Origin of the sequence: Achromobacter sp. UBA5777 (genome assembly GCF_002418565.1) — a bacterium.
In the GTDB taxonomy this organism is placed as follows: domain Bacteria; phylum Pseudomonadota; class Gammaproteobacteria; order Burkholderiales; family Burkholderiaceae_B; genus Achromobacter; species Achromobacter animicus.
The window spans coordinates 1-17,863 of the sequence record NZ_DIEJ01000237.1; the positions used below are offsets into that span (position 1 = coordinate 1).

The 17,863-nt window shown below is 66.7% G+C and carries 16 protein-coding genes; 9 read left to right on the top strand and 7 right to left on the bottom strand.

What is annotated here, in order from left to right:
* From B3446_RS19425 to B3446_RS19455, 7 genes are all read left to right on the top strand, one after another.
* A partial coding sequence (locus B3446_RS19425; protein WP_291384224.1) for an ABC transporter permease occupies positions 1-604 on the top strand: 604 nt, incomplete at its 5' end.
* A complete protein-coding gene (locus tag B3446_RS19430) occupies positions 601-1,602 on the top strand; it encodes an ABC transporter ATP-binding protein (protein ID WP_291384226.1) in 1,002 nt (333 codons plus the stop codon). The genes B3446_RS19425 and B3446_RS19430, both read left to right, overlap by 4 nt.
* Positions 1,599-2,621, top strand: coding sequence for an ABC transporter ATP-binding protein (locus B3446_RS19435; protein WP_191579388.1), 1,023 nt, complete (start codon positions 1,599-1,601; stop codon positions 2,619-2,621). Before B3446_RS19430 ends, B3446_RS19435 begins: the two co-directional genes overlap by 4 nt.
* Before the next feature lie 121 nt (positions 2,622-2,742).
* Entirely contained in the window at positions 2,743-4,398 is a 1,656-nt protein-coding gene (locus B3446_RS19440) for an amidohydrolase (protein ID WP_291384228.1), read from the top strand.
* 25 nt (positions 4,399-4,423) lie between these two features.
* Positions 4,424-5,509 (top strand): CobW family GTP-binding protein, encoded by a 1,086-nt coding sequence (locus B3446_RS19445; RefSeq protein ID WP_291384230.1) that lies wholly within the window; start codon positions 4,424-4,426, stop codon positions 5,507-5,509.
* A 113-nt stretch (positions 5,510-5,622) separates the two neighbouring features.
* Positions 5,623-6,015 (top strand): nuclear transport factor 2 family protein, encoded by a 393-nt coding sequence (locus B3446_RS19450; protein WP_175121866.1) that lies wholly within the window; start codon positions 5,623-5,625, stop codon positions 6,013-6,015.
* A gap of 8 nt (positions 6,016-6,023) precedes the next feature.
* Positions 6,024-7,439, top strand: coding sequence for an NAD(P)/FAD-dependent oxidoreductase (locus tag B3446_RS19455; RefSeq protein ID WP_291384231.1), 1,416 nt, complete (start codon positions 6,024-6,026; stop codon positions 7,437-7,439).
* 173 nt (positions 7,440-7,612) lie between these two features.
* Here the strand turns inward: B3446_RS19455 and B3446_RS19460 are convergent, their stop codons facing one another.
* The 7 genes from B3446_RS19460 to B3446_RS19490 all read right to left on the bottom strand — a co-directional run bounded on the left by B3446_RS19460 (position 7,613) and on the right by B3446_RS19490 (position 15,047).
* Positions 7,613-9,157 (bottom strand): PLP-dependent aminotransferase family protein, encoded by a 1,545-nt coding sequence (locus B3446_RS19460; protein WP_291384233.1) that lies wholly within the window; start codon positions 9,155-9,157, stop codon positions 7,613-7,615.
* Between the two features lie 110 nt (positions 9,158-9,267).
* Entirely contained in the window at positions 9,268-10,095 is an 828-nt protein-coding gene (locus tag B3446_RS19465) for an ABC transporter permease subunit (RefSeq protein ID WP_191579383.1), read from the bottom strand.
* A complete protein-coding gene (locus B3446_RS19470) occupies positions 10,088-10,921 on the bottom strand; it encodes a taurine ABC transporter ATP-binding protein (protein ID WP_191579382.1) in 834 nt (277 codons plus the stop codon). Before B3446_RS19470 ends, B3446_RS19465 begins: the two co-directional genes overlap by 8 nt.
* Positions 10,922-11,030: 109 nt before the next feature.
* The gene (gene tauA, locus B3446_RS19475; protein WP_291384237.1) at positions 11,031-12,059 is read right to left on the bottom strand and encodes a taurine ABC transporter substrate-binding protein; all 1,029 of its coding nucleotides are present in this window, start codon (positions 12,057-12,059) and stop codon (positions 11,031-11,033) included.
* Between the two features lie 211 nt (positions 12,060-12,270).
* Entirely contained in the window at positions 12,271-12,816 is a 546-nt protein-coding gene (gene folE / locus B3446_RS19480) for a GTP cyclohydrolase I FolE (protein WP_056316955.1), read from the bottom strand.
* Between the two features lie 153 nt (positions 12,817-12,969).
* Positions 12,970-13,626, bottom strand: coding sequence for a response regulator (locus B3446_RS19485; RefSeq protein WP_175121861.1), 657 nt, complete (start codon positions 13,624-13,626; stop codon positions 12,970-12,972).
* Positions 13,623-15,047: a cache domain-containing protein gene (locus B3446_RS19490; protein WP_191579380.1), complete on the bottom strand. Its 1,425-nt coding sequence runs from the start codon at positions 15,045-15,047 to the stop codon at positions 13,623-13,625. The genes B3446_RS19485 and B3446_RS19490 overlap by 4 nt, the downstream gene beginning before the upstream one ends.
* Before the next feature lie 314 nt (positions 15,048-15,361).
* Between B3446_RS19490 and B3446_RS19495 the strand changes: the two genes are divergently transcribed.
* Entirely contained in the window at positions 15,362-17,449 is a 2,088-nt protein-coding gene (locus tag B3446_RS19495; protein ID WP_175121859.1) for a carbon starvation CstA family protein, read from the top strand.
* Between the two features lie 21 nt (positions 17,450-17,470).
* Entirely contained in the window at positions 17,471-17,683 is a 213-nt protein-coding gene (locus B3446_RS19500; RefSeq protein ID WP_105238611.1) for a YbdD/YjiX family protein, read from the top strand.
* Positions 17,684-17,863 lie beyond the last annotated feature (180 nt).

Consider the following 17,863-nt stretch of genomic DNA (forward strand, 5'->3'; position numbering starts at 1 on the left):
GCTGCTGGTGGGCGTGGTGGCAGCGGTGCTGTCGATGGCCATCGGCATCACCGTTGGCGCGCTGGCAGGCTATTACGGCGGCTGGGTCGATGAAACGCTGATGCGCATCACCGAGTTTTTTCAGGTGCTGCCCACCTTGCTCTTTGCGATGGTGCTGGTGACGCTCTTCAGCCCGTCGCTCGCCACCATCGCGGTCGCGATCGGTGTGGTGAGCTGGACGGGGACGGCGCGGCTGGCGCGCGGCGAGTTCCTGCGGCTCAAGCGGCGCGAGTATGTACTTGCCGAGCGTGTGATCGGCGCTGGAGACGCGCGCATCATCTGGCGGGTCATCCTGCCGAACGCACTGGCGCCGCTGATCGTGTCGGCCACGCTGGCCATCGGCACGGCGATCCTGTTCGAGGCGGGGCTGTCGTTTCTGGGCCTGGGCGATCCCAATGTGATGAGCTGGGGCTTGATGATCGGCAGCAACCGCCCCTACATCCTGACCGCATGGTGGGCGGTGACGCTGCCCGGCGCAGCCATCTTCCTGACCGTGCTGGCCGTCAGCCTGATCGGCGATGGCCTGAATGACGCGCTCAATCCGACATCGCGAGGCCGGGCATGAACGCCGCCGACATGCCCCCCGTGCTGGAAGTGGACGGCCTGAGCCTGGCATTCCGCACGCGTGGCCGCGAGGCCGAAGTGCTGAGCGACGTCAGCTTCGACCTGCGTCCCGGCGAAACGCTGTGCCTCGTGGGCGAATCGGGCTGCGGCAAAAGCATGACGGCGCTGGCCATCATGCGGCTGATTCCGCCGCTTGCGCGCGTGGGCGCGGGGCACGTGCGCCTACGCGGCGCCGACCTCGCCATGCACGATGACGAGGCGATGCGCCGGGTGCGGGGCAACAACATTTCGATGATTTTTCAGGAGCCGATGACGGCGCTCAATCCGGTGTACACGGTGGGCGATCAGATCGGCGAGCCGCTGCGCCTGCATCAAGGGCTGTCCAAGCGCGAGGCGCGCGAGCGCGCCATCGAGATGCTCAAGTCCGTGGGCATCCCCTTGCCGGAGCGCCGTGTGGACGATTATCCGCATCAGCTTTCCGGCGGCATGCGGCAGCGGGTGATGATCGCGATTGCGCTGGCCTGCGACCCGGACGTACTCATCGCCGACGAGCCCACGACCGCGCTGGACGTGACGGTGCAGGCGCAGATCTTCGACCTGTTGCGCGAGCAGCAGGCCCGCCGCGGCACCGCCGTGCTGCTGATCACGCACGACATGGGCGCGGTGTCCGAGATGGCGGACCGCGTGGTGGTGATGTACGGCGGGCGGGTGGTGGAGCAGGGCAGCGTCGGCCAGATCCTGGCCCAGCCGCGCCATCCGTACACGCAGGGTCTCATCGCCTGCCTGCCCGAACTGGACCGAGAGCCCGATGACGAGCGTCCCGACCTGCCCGAGATTCCGGGCGTGGTGCCGTCCGTGTGGGAGCGCGGCGTCGGCTGCCCGTTCGTTGACCGCTGCAATCGCGCCATGGCGCGCTGCAGCCGCGAGTTTCCGCCCATGACCGTGCTGGATGGCGGGCAGGGCGTGTCCTGTTGGCTTTACCCGGAGGCATCGCAATGACCCAGGCGCAATCGTCATCCCTGTTGTCGGTGCGCGACCTGTCGGTGCATTTTCCGGTGGGCGGGCGCGGGCGCGATGGCAAGCCGGTGGTGGTGCGGGCGGTGGACGGCGTGTCGTTCGAGCTGGAGCGTGGCCGCACCCTGGCGATCGTGGGCGAGTCCGGTTCGGGCAAGACCACCACCGCGCTGTCGGTGCTGCGGCTGGCGGACCCCACCGGGGGCAGCATTCACTTCGACGGCAACGATCTGACCGCCATGCGCGGCTCGGCCCTGCGGCGGATGCGGCGGCGCCTGCAACTGGTGTTCCAGGATCCGTACTCGTCGCTCAATCCGCGCCAGCGCGCCGAGGAAATCGTGCGCACGCCGCTGGACCTGATGGGCATCGACCCGCCCGGCGGCCGCGAGGCGCGCGTGGCGCTGATGTTTGAACTGGTGGGGCTGCGGCCGGAACAGCGGCAACTGTTTCCGCACCAGTTTTCCGGCGGACAGCGGCAGCGGCTGAATATCGCGCGGGCGCTGGCCAGCGCGCCGGATCTGATCGTCTGCGACGAACCCGTGTCGGCACTGGACATCGCCATCCGCGCGCAGATCCTGAATCTGCTGCGGCGCATCCAGCGCGAACAGGGGCAGTCGTTTCTTTTCATCTCGCACGATATGGCGGTGGTGGAGCACGTGTGCGACGACATCGCCGTGATGTATCTGGGCAAGATCATCGAACGGGCCTCGCGGCGGGCGTTTTTCTCGCGGCCGCTGCATCCGTACAGCGTGGCGCTGATGTCTGCCGTGCCGACGGTCAAGGGTGGCCGCGAAACGGCGGCGCGGCGCGTCAGGCTGACCGGCGATCCGCCCAGCCCCGTCAATCCGCCGCCTGGCTGTCGCTTCGCCGGGCGTTGTCCGGCCGCGCAGGCGCTGTGCTCGACGCGTGAACCCGAACTGCGCGAAGTTGCGCCGGCGCATCACGTGGCTTGCCATTTTGTCGAGACGCGCGATGGCGTGACGGTGTCGCCGTTGCAAGGCTGATGGGCTTGCCGATATGTGCGCACCGATTAGTGCGCACCGATTAGTGCATACCGACTTGCGCGCACCGATTTGCGCATGCCGCCGCGCCCGTACCGATTTCTCCGACTGACAAGGAACCGCGATGACCCAGCCTTCCGGCCCCACGACGCTGTTTGTCGCCCGATCGATCCTGACCATGAATCCCGCGCAGCCGCGCGCCACGCACGTCGCCGTGCGCGATGGCCGCATTCTGGGCGTGGGCAGCCGCGAGGATCTATCCGGCTGGGGGCCGGCAGAGGTCGATGAACGGTTCGCGGACAGCGTGCTGATGCCGGGCCTGGTGGAAGGCCATTGCCATCTGCCCGAGGGCGGCATGTGGAAGTTCGTCTACGTGGGCTTTTACGACCGCCGCGGTCCCGACGGCAAGCTCTGGTCCGGCCTGAAAAGCTTTGCGGAAGTGGCGGCGCGGCTTCGGGATGCCGAGGGCGTGCTGGCGCAGGGCGAGACGCTGATCGGCTGGGGCTTCGATCCCATCTTCTTCGGCGGCGACCGCATGAGCATCCATGACCTGGACGCCGTGTCGGCGCAGCGGCCCATCGTGATCATGCACGCCAGCATGCACCTCATGAACGTCAACTCGCCCATGCTGGCGCGCGCGGGCATCGATCGCGACACCGACATCGAGGGCGTGACGCGGCTCGATGATGGAAAACCCAGCGGCGAACTGTGCGAATTTGCGGCCATGTTCCCGGTCATGCGGCTGATCGGCAGCCCGTTCCGCACGGTCGGCCTGACAGAAGAGGGTCTGCGGATGTTCGGCAAGGTGGCGCAGTGGGCGGGCGTGACCACTGCGACGGACCTGGTCAACGAGTTGAATGATGAAGGCCTGGCGACGCTGGCGCGGGTGACGGGCGAGGCGGACTATCCGGTGCGCATCGTGCCCGCCGCGTCGGCGCTGACCTACGCGGGCAACGCGGCGGGCTGCCTGGAAAAGCTCGCGGCCGCGCGGCGGCTGAATCACGGCAAGCTGCATCTGGGCATGGTGAAGCTGGTGGTCGATGGATCCATCCAGGGCTTCACGGCGCGCGTGCGCTGGCCGGGCTACTTCAACGGCGCGCCCAACGGCATCTGGGTCATCGCCCCGTCGGAACTGGACGACATGGTGCAGACGTATCACGACGCCGGCGCGCAGCTTCACATCCATACCAACGGCGACGAGGCCACGCAACTTGCGATCGAAGCCGTGGACCGCGCGTTGCAGCGCACGCCGCGGCGTGACCATCGCCACACGTTGCAGCATTGCCAGATGGCCGACGCCGCCCAGTTCCGGCGGATGGCGAGCCTGGGCATGTGCGTGAATCTCTTTGCCAATCACATCTACTACTGGGGCGACGCGCACTACGCGCTGACGATGGGGCCGGACCGCGCCAACCGCATGGACGCGTGCGCGTCGGCGGCGCGCGCGGGGGTGCCGTATGCCATCCATTCCGATGCGCCCATCACGCCGCTTGGGCCGCTGTTCACGGCATGGTGCGCGGTGAACCGGCAGACGGCCTCGGGCCGCGTGCTGGGCGAGTCCGAGCGCATCGGCGTCGACGCCGCCCTGCACGCGATCACGCTGGGCGCCGCGTACACGCTGCACATGGACCATCTGGTGGGCTCGATCGAGGTCGGCAAGTACGCGGACTTCTGCGTGCTGGCGGAAGATCCGTCCGAGGCCGCGCCGGAATCCCTAAAGGATCTGAAGGTGCTGGGCACGGTCATCGGCGGGCGTCCGCTGCCGCTGCGGGAGGCGTGACGTGGCGCGTATTCCGCTGACGGTGGTGGGCGGCTTTCTGGGTGCGGGCAAGACCACCTTGCTGAATCATGTGCTGACCGCCAGCGCGCGCCGCGCGGCGGTGCTGGTCAATGACTTCGGGCCCGTGGACATCGACGCGGGTCTAATCGCGGATCGCGCCGACAACGTGATCCGGCTGGCGAACGGTTGCGTGTGCTGCTCGATGGCAGGCGGAATGGACGATGCGCTGGCGCGTGTGCTGGCGTTGGATCCTTTGCCGGAGTGGATTGTCATCGAGGCGAGCGGCGTATCTGATCCCGATCGAATCGCGCAGGTGGGGATGGCCGATCCGCTGTTGCAACTGGAGGGCGTGATGGTGCTGGTCGATGCGGGGGCCATCCGCGAGGTGGCGGCGGATCCGCTGTTGGCCGATACGGTGCAGCGGCAGCTTCGCGCGGCGGATTTGCTGGTGTTGAACAAGATCGATCTGGTGGCGCCGGATGCGCTGGCGGCAGTGCAGGATTGGCTGCGCGAGGCTAGCGGCGGCGCGCCCGTGGTGCGGGCGTGTGAGGGGCGGGTGGATTTGGGGGTGTTGATCGGCGTGGGTGAGGGGACGGCAAGCGGGCATGAGGCGGAGCATGGTTGCGGCCATGGCGACAGGCACGGCGATGGTGCTATCTGCGGACACGGCCATGGCGGCCGCGCTGTCGGCGCCCACGGCGACGAGCTCGGCGGCGTTCGCGTGGGCGGACACATGCCGCACCACGTCGACCCGTCCGATCCCGCCCATCCGTTCCAAAGCTGGCTATGGCGAGCCCCCGCGTTACTGGACGCCGACATGCTCGCCGAGCGCCTGAAGCAGTTGCCCCGCGACGTACTGCGCGCCAAGGGCTGGGTCCGCACCAGCCGCCACGGTTGGGTGCTGGTGCAATTCGCGGGACGGCGCGTGCGCTTTGACACGCAGGCGCGCGCGCCCGCTGATCAATGCGAACCCTCGCTGGTCGTGATTGGTATGCGCGGCGTCACCAACATGCCGGCAATCACGGCGCATCTGGACCGGGCGGCGCTGCACGATGTCAACGTCGACCTTGACTTCGCACCGGACGCGGCCCACGCCGTGCCGCTGCGCTAGTTCTGGTGCAAGCGATTCCCCGCGTCTGGTCCTACCCGCGCGCATGCCGCGCACGTACCTTGAGGGTTCAGCGTGGACGCATCTCGCGCCGCGCCAGCGAAGGAGGGTAGGCAATGCAACAGACCGTCACCGTGGAAATGCTGGCCGAGTTTGCGGCCGCCTGGAACCGGCACGATATCGACGCCCTGATGTCATTCATGAGCGAAGACTGCGTGTTCGAGACCGTCGGCGGCCCCGAGCAGTACGGCAGCCGCCATGCCGGCCCGGAAGCGGTGCGCGCGGCCTTTGCCGCGGCCTGGAAAAACTTCCCGGATGCGCAATGGGAAAACGGCCGGCACTGGGTGGCCGGCGATCGCGGCGTCTCCGAATCCACGTTTCGCGGCACGGCGGCGGACGGCTCGCGGGTGGAGGCCGACATGGTCGACGTGTTCACCTTCAAGGACGGCAAGATCCAGGTGAAGAACGCCTTCCGCAAGCAGCGCCCGGCCTTGCCGGCACGGGCCTAGCCGCCATCATGGATACGCAAATGTCGGTCGGCATCTCCCGCCCGGCGCCCGCGTCCGGCGCCGTCATCAACGCCTACAACCCGGCCTACGATCCGCTCGTCTCGCCGCCTGGCCAGGGCCAGGACTACGCGCCTACCTACTGGGTGGCGACGGCCGGCTCGCCGCCCGACGACGACGGGCCGATCCGCGGCGACATCGACGCTGACGTGGTGATTGTCGGCTCCGGCTTCACGGGCTTGTCGGCGGCGCTGGCGCTGGCACGCGATTTCGGCGTGAAGGCCGTCGTGCTGGAGGCCAATCGCGCCGTGTGGGGGTGCACCAGCCGCAATGGCGGCCAGGGGCAGAATGCGTCGGGGCGCCTGTACCGCTCGCAATGGATCGAACGCTGGGGGCTGGACACGGCCAAGCGCCTGGACGCCGAGATCCGCGAAGGCTTCGAGTATTGGAAGAGCCTGGTCGCGCAGGTGGACTGCGACGCGCAGCCCGGCGGCCATCTGTACACGGCGCATCGGCAGAAGAAGATGGCCTTCCTGCAGAACGAAGCGCGCGTGATGCGCGACGTCTTCGGCTACGACACGAAGATGCTCAGCCGCGCGGAACTGCACGAACGGTATGTGGATGATCGCGAAGCGGTTGGGGCCATGCACGAGCCCGACGGCGTCGGCGTGCATCCGCTCAAGCTTGCCTACGGTTATCTGCGGCAGGCGCGGGCGCTGGGCGTGCGCGTCCATCCGTCCAGCCCCGTGCTGGGCTGGCGCGTCGAAAACGGCATGTACCGGCTGCAAACCCCCGGCGGCACGGTGCGCGCCCGGCGCGTGGCCTTCGCCACCGGCGGCTACACCGCGCAGGGCGTCAACCGGCTGCTGGACAACCGCATCATGCCGGTGCTGTCCAATTCGATGGTCACGCGGGTGCTGTCGGCCGAGGAACGCGAGGCGGCGGGGTTGAAAAGCACGGTGTTCATCACCGACACGCGCACGCTGCGCTTCTACTACCGCCTGCTGCCCGATGGCCGCATGCAGATCGGCAGCCGCAGCGCGCTGCGCGGTGCAGACGCCGAAAACCCGCGCCACCTTGCGCTGCTGCGCGAGGGCCTCGCCCGCAAGTTCCCGGCGTTGCGCGGTGTGGACGTGGCGTATTCGTGGTGGGGCTGGGTAGACGTCAGCCACGACATGATGCCGCGCGTCACGCAACCGGACCCGGCGCAGCAGGTGTATTACGCCTTCGGTTATGGCGGCAACGGCGTGGCATTCTCGGCGCATGCCGGCAGGCGGCTGGCGCAACGGATGATGGGCAAGGATGGGATCGCGTGGAACCTGCCGATCTACGACACGCCGCTACCGGGACACCTGTTCGCCCCGTTCCGCCGCATCGGGCAGGGGTTGTTGTATCGCTGGTATTACCTGCGGGACGAGTTGCTGTAGCAGTACGCGGGCCTCTGGCACCTTCAAGACTTGTAGGACTGATTGAGGTGTCAGACACCCCGTCAAAACGTAGGACTGATTCGGGTGTCAGAGACCGTCCAGAGACACCCCGTCAAAACGTAGGACTGATTCAGGTGTCAGAAACCCATGAAAACGTAGGACTGATTCGGGTGTCAGACACCGTCCAGCACAAGATCCTGCGCCACGCGCCGCTGGGCGTCGACCACCTTTGCCAGCCGCGCGATGCCCGGTTCGATATGTTCCGGCCGGATCGACGTAAACCCCACGCGCAGGAAGTTCCGCGGTGCGTTGGCGCCGTCCATGAAGAACACATCCCCCGGTTCGACCACCACGCCCTCAGCCAGCGCGGCTTCGGACAGCGCCACCGCATTGAGCCACGGCGGCCCCTGCAGCCAGCACGACGACGAGCCGGTGATCGGAATGGCCGTGAAGTCCGGCAGGTGCCGCGCCAACGCCTGCGCCAGTTCGGCGCCGCGTTTTTGATAGGCCTGTGACTGGCGGCGCAGCAGCGAATGGTGATGCCCCAGCGAGATGAACAGCGAGAACGCGCGCTGGATGTACGCGGACGGGTGACGCAGCATCAGGCGGCGCAACGCGCGCAGTTCGGCGGCAAGCTCGCGCGGCGCGACGATGTAGCCGATGCGCAGGCCCGGCGCAAAGGACTTGGCCAGGCTGCCCACGTAGATCACGCGTCCGTCCCGGTCCAGGCTTTTGAGCGCGGGGATCGCGCCTTCGCCCCAGCGGCTTTCGCTTTCGAAGTCGTCTTCAATGATGAGGCTGTCGGCCTGCCGCGCCATTGCCAGCAGGGAGGCGCGCCGCTCCATCGACAGCGTGACGGTGGTCGGGCACTGATGGCCCGGTGTGACGAACAGGTAGTCACATCCCAGCAGTTGCGTCCCCGTGCGCAGACCTTGTTCGTCCACGGGCAGCGGCAGCAGATGGCGCGTGTGGCTGGCGAAGATATTACGCGCGTCCGGATAGCCGGGGTCTTCCATGCCGACCACGGTGTCCTCGTTTACCAGCAGATCGGCCAGCAGATAAAGCGCGTGCTGCGCGCCGACCGTGATGACGATTTCCTCGGCGTCGGCCCACACGCCGCGGCGCGGCAGCACCTGCGTGCGGATCTGTTCGATGAGCGCCGGGTCGTCATGCGTGATCAGGTCCGGCGCCCAACTGCGGATGTCCAGCACCGACAGCGCCTTGATGCAGCATTCGCGCCATTCGGCGGTAGGAAACAGGTCCTGGTCGAACTGACCGTAAACGAAGGGATAGGGCTGCTTCTGCCAGTCGCGCGGCTTGGTGATGTTGCGTTGCCGCGAGGGGCGAAACCGCAAACGTTCGTCCCAGCGCACGCCACCGGTTTCGGGCGCGTCCGCCTGCGTGGCGTCGGCGGCCGGACCCGAGTGGCCTTCCATCACGGTGTCGCTGACGAAGTGGCCGCTGCGTTCGCGCGACACCAGATACCCTTCGCACACGAGCTGCTGGTACGCAAACACCACGGTATTGCGCGCGATGCGCAACTGGTCGGCCAGGTAGCGGCTGGACGGCACGGGCATGCCGGGCGGCAGGTGGCCGCTCAGAATGGCCGACACCAGCATTTGGCGCACGCGCCCCTGCAGGCTGAGGTTGGGCGCGCTGGCCTTTTCGAACAGACGTTCCCACAACACAGGCTTGAGCATCGAGGCCTGGCTGGACATGGCTGGCTCCTTTTGACTGCGGACTCCCCGCGCGCCACGCTGCCGCGGCCGGGGTGTCCGAGTCTCAGAATAAAGGAGCCGGATGGGGGAAGGAATGCGGGATTGCCCTGTCAGATTCGTCCCTTCCACGGGATGGCGAAGCGTTCCAGGTAACGCACCAGCAGGTCGAAGGCGAATGCAAAAAGTCCGATCACGATGATGCCCATGATGACCGTGTCGCTGGCCAGGAACTGCGCGGCATTCAGCACCATGAAGCCCAGGCCCCGGTCGGCCGCCACCATTTCGGCGGCGACCAGCGTCGTCCAACCGACCCCGATACCGATGCGCATGCCCGTGAAGATCTCCGGCATGGCCGCCTTCAGGATCACGTGCCAGACGATCTGGCGGCTGGTCCCGCCCATGGCGTAGGCCGCATGGATCTGTTCGATCGACACCGACCGTACGCCGGCGCGCGCGGCGATTGCCATGGGCGCGAAGATGGCCAGGTAGATCAGCAGGATCTTGGGGAATTCGCCGATGCCAAACCAGATGATGATGAGGGGCAGATAAGCCAGCGGCGGCAGCGGGCGGTAGAACTCGATCGGCGGATCGAAGACGCCGCGCGCGTAGCGGTTCACGCCCATCAGGATGCCGACCGGAATCGCCGTGACGCACGCCAGGAAGAACGCGCCAAATACGCGGCCCAGGCTGGCGAGCGCGTGCTCGGTCAGCGTGGAATTGGCCACGCCTTCGGTCATGGCGAAGACGAACTTGTCGTACACCGCGATGGGCGACGGCAGGAACAGCGGCCGCACCCAGCCGGCGCTGGTCACCAGGAACCACAGCGCGATCAGCGCCAGGCTGGTGAGCAGGCTGATGTGGCCGCTGTAGCCCGCGCCCGGTGATCCGTACACCTTGCCCGGCGCCGCCGGCGTGTGGCCGATGCGGCGCTTAGGCATGGAGGGCGTGCGGGGCGGCGGCGCGCTCGTCCCCATAGATGATGCCGAGGACTTCTTCTCGCATGGCGATGAAGTCGGGACTGGATTTGATGCCACGGCCATCGCGGGTCTCCAGGTAGCGCCGGTTGAAGGCCGGCTCGAACGTATGCGTGATCCGGCCCGGGCGCGGCGACATGACGATCAGCCGCGATCCCAGGAAGAGCGCTTCTTCCACGCTGTGGGTGATGAAGAAAAACATCTTGTTGGTCTGCCGCCAGATATCCAGCAGCAGCTCCTGGATGGTCTCCCGGGTCAGCGCGTCCAGCGCGGCCATGGGTTCGTCCATCAGCAGCATGGCGGGGTCGCAGGTCAGCGCGCGCGCGATGCCCACGCGCTGCTGCATGCCGCCCGACAGCTGGTAGATCATGTGCCGGTGAAAATCCTGCAGGCCCACCAGTTCAAGATTGCGGCGGGCGCGCGCACGGCGGGTCTCCTTGTCCACGCCTTGCAGCTTCAGACCGAATTCGGTGTTCTCCAGCACGTTCAGCCAGGGCAGGAGGGCGTGCTTCTGGAACACCACGCCGCGGTCTGCGCCCGGCCCGACGATGGGGTTTCCGCCCAGCGTGATCTCGCCCTCGGTCGGCGACAGAAAGCCCGCCAGCAGGCTGAGCAACGTGGTCTTGCCGCAGCCCGACGCCCCCAACGCGACGACGAATTCGCCGGGCTGGATGGTCAGGTTGACGTCGTGCAGCGCGATGACGGGGCCGCTGTCGTGCAGGCCGGGATAGGTGACGCTGACGCCTTCCGCGCACAGGCGCTGCGCGGCGGATGTGGACTGCATGGTCATGCTGTTCCCCCTGATCGTTGTGGCGAGGCCTGCGGCGGCAGGCCTCGTCTTCGCGCTGCGGCCGGCGCCGCGGTGGCGCCGGGCCGGGTCGGACGACGGGTCTCGTGAATTACTTCGCGGCCGCCTTCGCGTACTGATCCGTGACGAACGGGCTGTAGTCGTCCAGCGCCTTGTCGATCTGCTTCTGGTCCTTCAGGAACTTGGCGCTGGCCGCGAAGGCGCGCGCGGCGCCCGAGTCCTTGCCGCCGCCCAGCCACGTTTTGGAGGCCTGTTCTTCCACGGTCGGGAAGACCAGGAGGCCCAGCGCCTCGACGATGTCCTCGGGCTTGCCGCCGATCAGTTTCACGATGCCCTTGACCTGCGGCGAATCCGCCGTCCATTTGGCGCTGTTGGCGCGATAGTCCGCGTAGGACTTGGCCAGCACGTCCGTGAAGGCGGCCATGAACTTCGGGTTCTTCTGCGCCCAGGCCTTGTCCACCACGATGCCGTCGAAGGTCGGCACGCTGGCCGCGCCGATCTGTTCGGAGTCGGCGATGATCTTGCCGGTCTTGGCGATCTCGGTCAGCGCGGGCGGCCAGACGTAGGCGGCGTCGATGTCGCCCCGCTGCCAGGCGGCCACAATCTGCGGAGGCTGCATGTTCAGGATGCGCACGTCGCGGGGGGGCACCTTCCAGACCTGCTCAAGCCCGACCAGCAAATGAAAGTGCGACGTCGACACGAACGGCGTGGCGATGCGCTTGCCTTTCAGGTCGGCAGTGCTGTTGATGTTGGAGCCGTTACGCGCCACCAGCGCTTCGGATTTGCCGATGTTGTCCAGGATCCAGAAGAGCTGCATGTCTACGCCGCGTGTGGCGGCCGAGGTGATCCCGGTCGATCCCAGCACGCCGACCGGCACGTTGCCCGAGGCCAGCGCGGTGGAGATGTCGCCGCCCGAGGTGAACTGGCGCCAGTCCACCTGGTAGCCGGCCTCTTTGAGGGCCTTGTCGAAACTGCCGTCCGCGATGGCGGACAGGAACGGCCCGACGATGAGCTGGTAGCCCACCACGAGTTTGGTCTGCGCGTAGGCGGGCGCAGCCAGTAGCGCGGCGGCCAGGCCGGCCAGGGTGCAGCGGCGAATCAGGCGGTATATCGCGTTCATGGAGATCTCCGGGAGAGAACGGCCGCGCCCCGGCGCGACCGGCTTGCTGGTGCCAGTTTGCCCGGATGGGACCAGAACGCTAGGGCCAGATGTCCGGATCAGTAGGTGCCAAAAGCGACCGGGCCCGCCGGCTGCGCCGCCAATGCCCGAACGGGCATCGTCGTCGCAGCGGGCGGGCCCGCGATATGCGCCAAAAGGATGAGGTCGGCGCTTAGCGAATCAGGCTGAGAAACTCCGCACGCGTGGACGGGTTTTCGTGGAATTCGCCCAGCATCACCGACGTGACCATGGAGGAATTCTGCTTTTCGACGCCGCGCATCATCATGCACATGTGCTGCGCCTCGATCACGACCGCAACGCCAGCCGCGCCGGTGACGCTTTGCACGGCTTCAGCCACCTGGCGGCTAAGGTTTTCCTGAATCTGCAGGCGGCGCGCGTACATCTCGACGATGCGGGCCACCTTGGACAGGCCCAGCACCTTGCCGGCCGGCAGGTAGGCCACGTGCGCCTTGCCGATGAAGGGCAGCATGTGGTGCTCGCACAGCGAGTACAGCTCGATGTTCTTGACCAGGACGATCTCGCGCGTGTCCGACGTGAACAGCGCGCCGTTGACGATTTCTTCCAGGTTCTGGTCGTAGCCGCGGCACAGGTGGCGCATGGCCTTGGCCGCGCGGGCCGGCGTGTCGGCCAGCCCTTCGCGGGACGGATCTTCCCCTAGTGCTTCGAGAATGGCGGTGTAGTGCTTTTCCAATGACATGGGGACTCCTGGCGGCGCGCCCTCTGGCGCGCAGTGATGCAAAGGGTGATGCGTGGCGTAACGCTTGGCGTAATGCGTAAGTGTCGCAAGTCTACCTCAGCGCGGCGGGCGGACCGCGGGCTTACCCGTGGCGTGTGGGGGTATTTGCCGCGTTCAGACGCCCCGGTTTTCGACTGCGTATTTAATGAGTTCGGCCTGTCCGTCGATGCCCAGCTTGCGCTTGATGTTCAGGCGGTGCGTTTCGACGGTGCGTACCGACAATCCCAGCGTTTGCGCGATCTGCTTGTTGGCATGGCCGTCGGCGATATGGCGCAGCACGTCGCGCTCGCGGTGCGTCAGCAACGTGGCCAGGGCGCTGGCCTGCGACAGCCGCACGGCCGCTGCGGCGCTGAAGTAGCTGCGGCCGGCCATGACGGCGTCGATGGCGGTGATGATCTCCTGCGCGGGCTCATCCTTGAGCAGATAGCCGCGGGCGCCGGCCTTGACCGCCTGCACCATGTATTCGGGGTTGTCGTGCATGGACAGCACCAGCACTGCGATCTGCGGATAGCGCTCGTGCAGCAGCGCCGTCAGCTCCAGACCGCCGACGCCGGGCATGTTCAGGTCCATCAGCGCCAGATGGGGCAGGGTGCCGCCCTGCGGATCCTCGGCCATGCAGGCGGCCAGAAAAGCCTGCGCGGCGGCGGCGTTGCTGGCTTCACCTACCACTCGCAACGTCGGCACGGTTTCAAGGCGCAGGCGCAGGCCGTCGCGCACCAGGGGATGGTCGTCGATCAGCAGAAGGCGGACGGCGTCGGGTTTGTCGATCATGCTTGGGGAGGCGTCGGAAGGGGGCCGCCGGGATGCGGCAGGGGAAGCCAGGCCTGCAAGGTCGTGCCTTGCGCGGTGGAATGAAACGTCAGGGTGCCGGACAGCGCGCTCATGCGTTCACGCATGTTGCGCAGGCCGATGCCGCGATGCGGGTCCTGCTGGACCTCGGCGTCGTCAAAGCCGCAGCCGTCATCGGTGATGGTCAGGCGCAGATCGCGCGCCGAATACGCCAGCGTCAGATCCGCGCGCGTGGCGCCGGCATGGCGCATGACGTTGGTCAGCGCCTCCTGCGTCACGCGGAACAGCGCCGTTGCGTAGGCGTCGGGCAGCTTCACCGGCTGCCCGACCGTGTGCAGGTCCACCGCCAGCGGCGGGGCGCCGTCCTCGGGGCGGATGGCGAACTCCCGGCCCAGATGCTCCAGCGCGGCGGGCAGGCCCAGGTCATCGAGCAGGGTGGGGCGCAGATTGTGCGAAATGCGGCGGACCTCGCCTACCGCCATGTTCAGACGGTCCAGCGCGCCGCCCAGCGGCGTGTCGATGTGCGCAAGCGCGCGCGAATCGTCTGAATGCGACTGGCGCAGCCGCTCGCGGGCGGCCTCCAGCGACAGCTTGACCGACACCAGCACCTGGCTGATGCCGTCGTGCAGCTCCCGCGACAGTCGGGCGCGCTCGTCTTCCTGCGACCGCACGATCTGGCGGGCCATCAGGCGCAGCTTGGCGTCGGACTGGCGATGGTCGCTGATATTAAGGGCCAGACCACAGGCGGCCACGCCCAGGATGGACACCGCCGCAATGCCGGCCACCCACGCGAACATGTCGCGAATATTGGCCTGTGCCGCGGCGTCGATGCGCACCAGGGCCTCTTGCACGTCATCCAGGTAGATGCCGGTGCCCAGCATCCAGCCCCAGCGTTCCAGCACCACCACGTACCCAAGCTTTTCAACGGTCTGGTTGGTGGACGGTTTTTCCCAGAGGTAATGCACCACCTCGCCTTGCTGCCCGCCGCGCCGGGCGGCCGTCAGCAGGTTCTGGATGACGGCCTGGCCCTTGGTGTCGCGCAGGTTCCAGAGGTCTTGTCCGACCAGTTCGGGCTGGCGTGGATGCATCAGGTTCCTGCCCTGCAGGTCATAGACGAAGAAGTAGCCGTCGTGGCCGAACTCCATCTGCGCCAGCAGGTCCAGCGCACGCTGGCGCGTCGCCGCGTCGTCGCCCGCGGCCTGCAGCGGCGCGATGGCGCTGTACGCCAGGTTCACGTAATGGCGCAGCTCGCCTTCCTTGCTGGCCAGCCAGGCGGTTTCGACCACCTGTTTTTCGCGCTGCGCCAACTGCAGTCCCTGCACGTAGACGGCGACCGTGATGGCGGCGACGGCCACCAGCAGCGGGACTGCCGCAAGCAGCAAGATTTTGAGACGCAGCTTCATAAGGATTTGTATCAGGCCGGAGCAGATTTGCTGCGACGCATCAACCGGAAGGGTATCGAGGCGGGAACGCGGAAAGTTCGGAGATTTTACGGTTTCCACGGAAATTTGCTGCGGCGCATGACGTAGTAACACGTAGCTCGCTTGCGTAGTTCCGCGCTTGTTGGCGGGATGGCCAGAGCGCAATACTGGCGCCCGCGTCGACCTGACGCAGCGCGGACGCGTGCGTCCGCCACCCCACAACAATGAGTCTGCCTTCCGCGGGACGAAAAAAGCGTTTCACGCCAAGAGCATGGCGGGAGGCAAGAGGAGCACTTATGCACACCAGCAGTAAGGGACTGGGTCAGCACCTGGTCTGGCTGGCGGTTGCGGTACTGGGCGCGTTTGCGCTGGGCACCGTGGCGCTGGCCAGAGGGGAGACCATCAACGCGCTATGGGTGGTGATTGCCGCCGTCTGCGTCTATCTCATCGCCTACCGTTACTACAGCCGCTTCATCGCGCGCAAGGTCTTCCAGCTTGACCCGACGCGCATGACGCCGGCCTGGAAGTACAACGACGGTCTGGACTACGTGCCGACCAACAAGCACGTGCTGTTTGGCCACCACTTTGCCGCCATCGCCGGCGCGGGTCCGCTGGTCGGACCGGTGCTGGCCGCGCAGATGGGCTATCTGCCGGGCATGCTGTGGATCCTGGCCGGCGTCGTGTTCGCCGGCGCCGTGCAGGACTTCACGATCCTCTTCATCTCCACCCGCCGCGACGGCCGCTCGCTGGGCGACCTGGTCAAGTCGGAACTGGGCAAGATCCCGGGCGTGATCGCGCTGTTCGGCGCGTTCATGATCATGGTCATCATCCTGGCCGTGCTGGCGCTGATCGTCGTGAAGGCGCTGACGCACTCGCCGTGGGGCACCTTCACGGTGGCCGCGACCATTCCCATCGCGCTCTTCATGGGCGTGTACCTGCGCTACATCCGTCCGGGCAAGATCGGCGAGGTGTCCATCATCGGCTTCGTCGGCCTGATGGCGGCCATCACGTTCGGTCAGGACGTGGCCGCGCATCCGGTCATCGGCCCGATGTTCGATTTCGACGGCAAGGGCCTGACCTGGATCCTGATCGTCTACGGCTTCATCGCCTCGGTGCTGCCCGTGTGGCTGCTGCTGGCCCCGCGAGACTACCTGTCGACCTTCCTGAAGATCGGCACCATCGTCGGTCTGGCGATCGGCATCGTGGTCGTGGCCCCCGAACTGAAGATGCCCGCGCTGACGCAGTTCGTCGACGGCACCGGTCCGGTGTGGTCGGGCAACCTGTTCCCGTTCCTTTTCATCACCATCGCCTGCGGCGCGGTGTCGGGCTTCCACGCGCTGATCTCCTCGGGCACGACGCCCAAGCTGATCGAGAACGAAACCCAGGCCCGCTACATCGGTTACGGCGGCATGCTGATGGAGTCGTTCGTCGCCATCATGGCGCTGGTCGCGGCTTGCGTCATTGAACCCGGCATCTACTACGCAATGAACAGCCCGGCGGCCGTGATCGGCACGTCGCCTGAGCAGGTCGCCCAGGTAGTGTCGAGCTGGGGCTTCGTGATCACGCCGGCCGATCTGGTGCAGACGGCCAAGGACGTAGGCGAAAGCACGATCATCTCGCGCGCCGGCGGCGCCCCGACGCTGGCGGTGGGCATGGCCCACATCCTGCATCAGGCGCTGGGCGGCCCGGGCATGATGGCGTTCTGGTATCACTTCGCCATCCTCTTCGAGGCGCTTTTCATCCTGACGGCCGTTGACGCCGGCACCCGCGCGGGCCGATTCATGCTGCAGGATCTGCTGGGCACGTTCGCCCCGTCGCTCAAGCGCACGGATTCGCTGCCGGCCAACCTGATCGCCACGGGCCTGTGCGTGGCGGCGTGGGGCTACTTCCTGTATCAGGGCGTGGTGGATCCGCTGGGCGGCATCAACACGCTGTGGCCGCTGTTCGGCATCGCCAACCAGATGCTGGCCGCGATTGCGCTGACGCTGGGCACGGTGGTGCTGTTCAAGATGAAGCGCGACCGCTACGCGTGGGTGACGGTGCTGCCGACGCTCTGGCTGCTGGCTTGCACGCTGACGGCCGGTCTGCAGAAGCTGTTCCACTCGGATCCGCGTGTGAGCTTCCTGGCCCACGCCGACAAGTACAACGCCGCGATTGCCGAAGGCAAGGTGCTGGCGCCGGCGAAGTCGCTGGGCGAGATGTCGCGGGTGGTGATGAACGACTACATCAACGCCGGGCTGTGCGCGATCTTCATCTTTGTCGTGGTGAGCATCGTGGTGTTCGGCCTGAAGTCGGTGCAGCGCGCCCGCAACGAAAACAAGCCGACGTCCCGCGAAACGCCATACGAATCGCTGCCCGCAGCCGCTGCGGCTGGCGCGGACTGACCTTCATCCAGGAGAAGCCGCATGTTGTTCAGCAATATGACTTCAGCGGCCGGCGCCGCCGGCCGGTATCTGGGGCAGACGCTCCGGTTGATGGTGGGTGTGCCGGATTACGAGACGTATGTCGAGCATATGCGGCGGACGCATCCTGAGCAGGAGCCGATGAGCTATGAGGATTTCTTCCGGGAGCGCCAGGAGGCGCGGTACGGGGGGAAGAAGCGGATTGGGTGCTGCTGAGTGTTTTGGATGGGAGGCCTTGCTGATGCAGGGCCTTTTTTTTGGGGGGTGTTGCTGGGCAGTTCGTTGAGGTGGGGGCTTTGTTCGCGTTACGTTATTTGTAGGCTGCATTAGATCTTCGTGGGCTGCATTAGATCTTCGTAGGTCGCCCGACGCCGCGGTCACCGGGGAGGCGATCGC

Bases quoted from the DNA above. Each gene is read 5' to 3' on its own strand.
- B3446_RS19430 (WP_291384226.1), top strand. From the start codon at position 601: ATGAACGCCGCCGACATGCCCCCCGTGCTGGAAGTGGACGGCCTGAGC.
- B3446_RS19435 (WP_191579388.1), top strand. From the start codon at position 1,599: ATGACCCAGGCGCAATCGTCATCCCTGTTGTCGGTGCGCGACCTGTCG.
- B3446_RS19440 (WP_291384228.1), top strand. From the start codon at position 2,743: ATGACCCAGCCTTCCGGCCCCACGACGCTGTTTGTCGCCCGATCGATC.
- B3446_RS19450 (WP_175121866.1), top strand. From the start codon at position 5,623: ATGCAACAGACCGTCACCGTGGAAATGCTGGCCGAGTTTGCGGCCGCC.
- B3446_RS19455 (WP_291384231.1), top strand. From the start codon at position 6,024: ATGGATACGCAAATGTCGGTCGGCATCTCCCGCCCGGCGCCCGCGTCC.
- B3446_RS19460 (WP_291384233.1), bottom strand. From the start codon at position 9,157: ATGTCCAGCCAGGCCTCGATGCTCAAGCCTGTGTTGTGGGAACGTCTG.
- B3446_RS19465 (WP_191579383.1), bottom strand. From the start codon at position 10,095: ATGCCTAAGCGCCGCATCGGCCACACGCCGGCGGCGCCGGGCAAGGTG.
- B3446_RS19470 (WP_191579382.1), bottom strand. From the start codon at position 10,921: ATGACCATGCAGTCCACATCCGCCGCGCAGCGCCTGTGCGCGGAAGGC.
- tauA (WP_291384237.1), bottom strand. From the start codon at position 12,059: ATGAACGCGATATACCGCCTGATTCGCCGCTGCACCCTGGCCGGCCTG.
- folE (WP_056316955.1), bottom strand. From the start codon at position 12,816: ATGTCATTGGAAAAGCACTACACCGCCATTCTCGAAGCACTAGGGGAA.
- B3446_RS19485 (WP_175121861.1), bottom strand. From the start codon at position 13,626: ATGATCGACAAACCCGACGCCGTCCGCCTTCTGCTGATCGACGACCAT.
- B3446_RS19490 (WP_191579380.1), bottom strand. From the start codon at position 15,047: ATGAAGCTGCGTCTCAAAATCTTGCTGCTTGCGGCAGTCCCGCTGCTG.
- B3446_RS19495 (WP_175121859.1), top strand. From the start codon at position 15,362: ATGCACACCAGCAGTAAGGGACTGGGTCAGCACCTGGTCTGGCTGGCG.
- B3446_RS19500 (WP_105238611.1), top strand. From the start codon at position 17,471: ATGTTGTTCAGCAATATGACTTCAGCGGCCGGCGCCGCCGGCCGGTAT.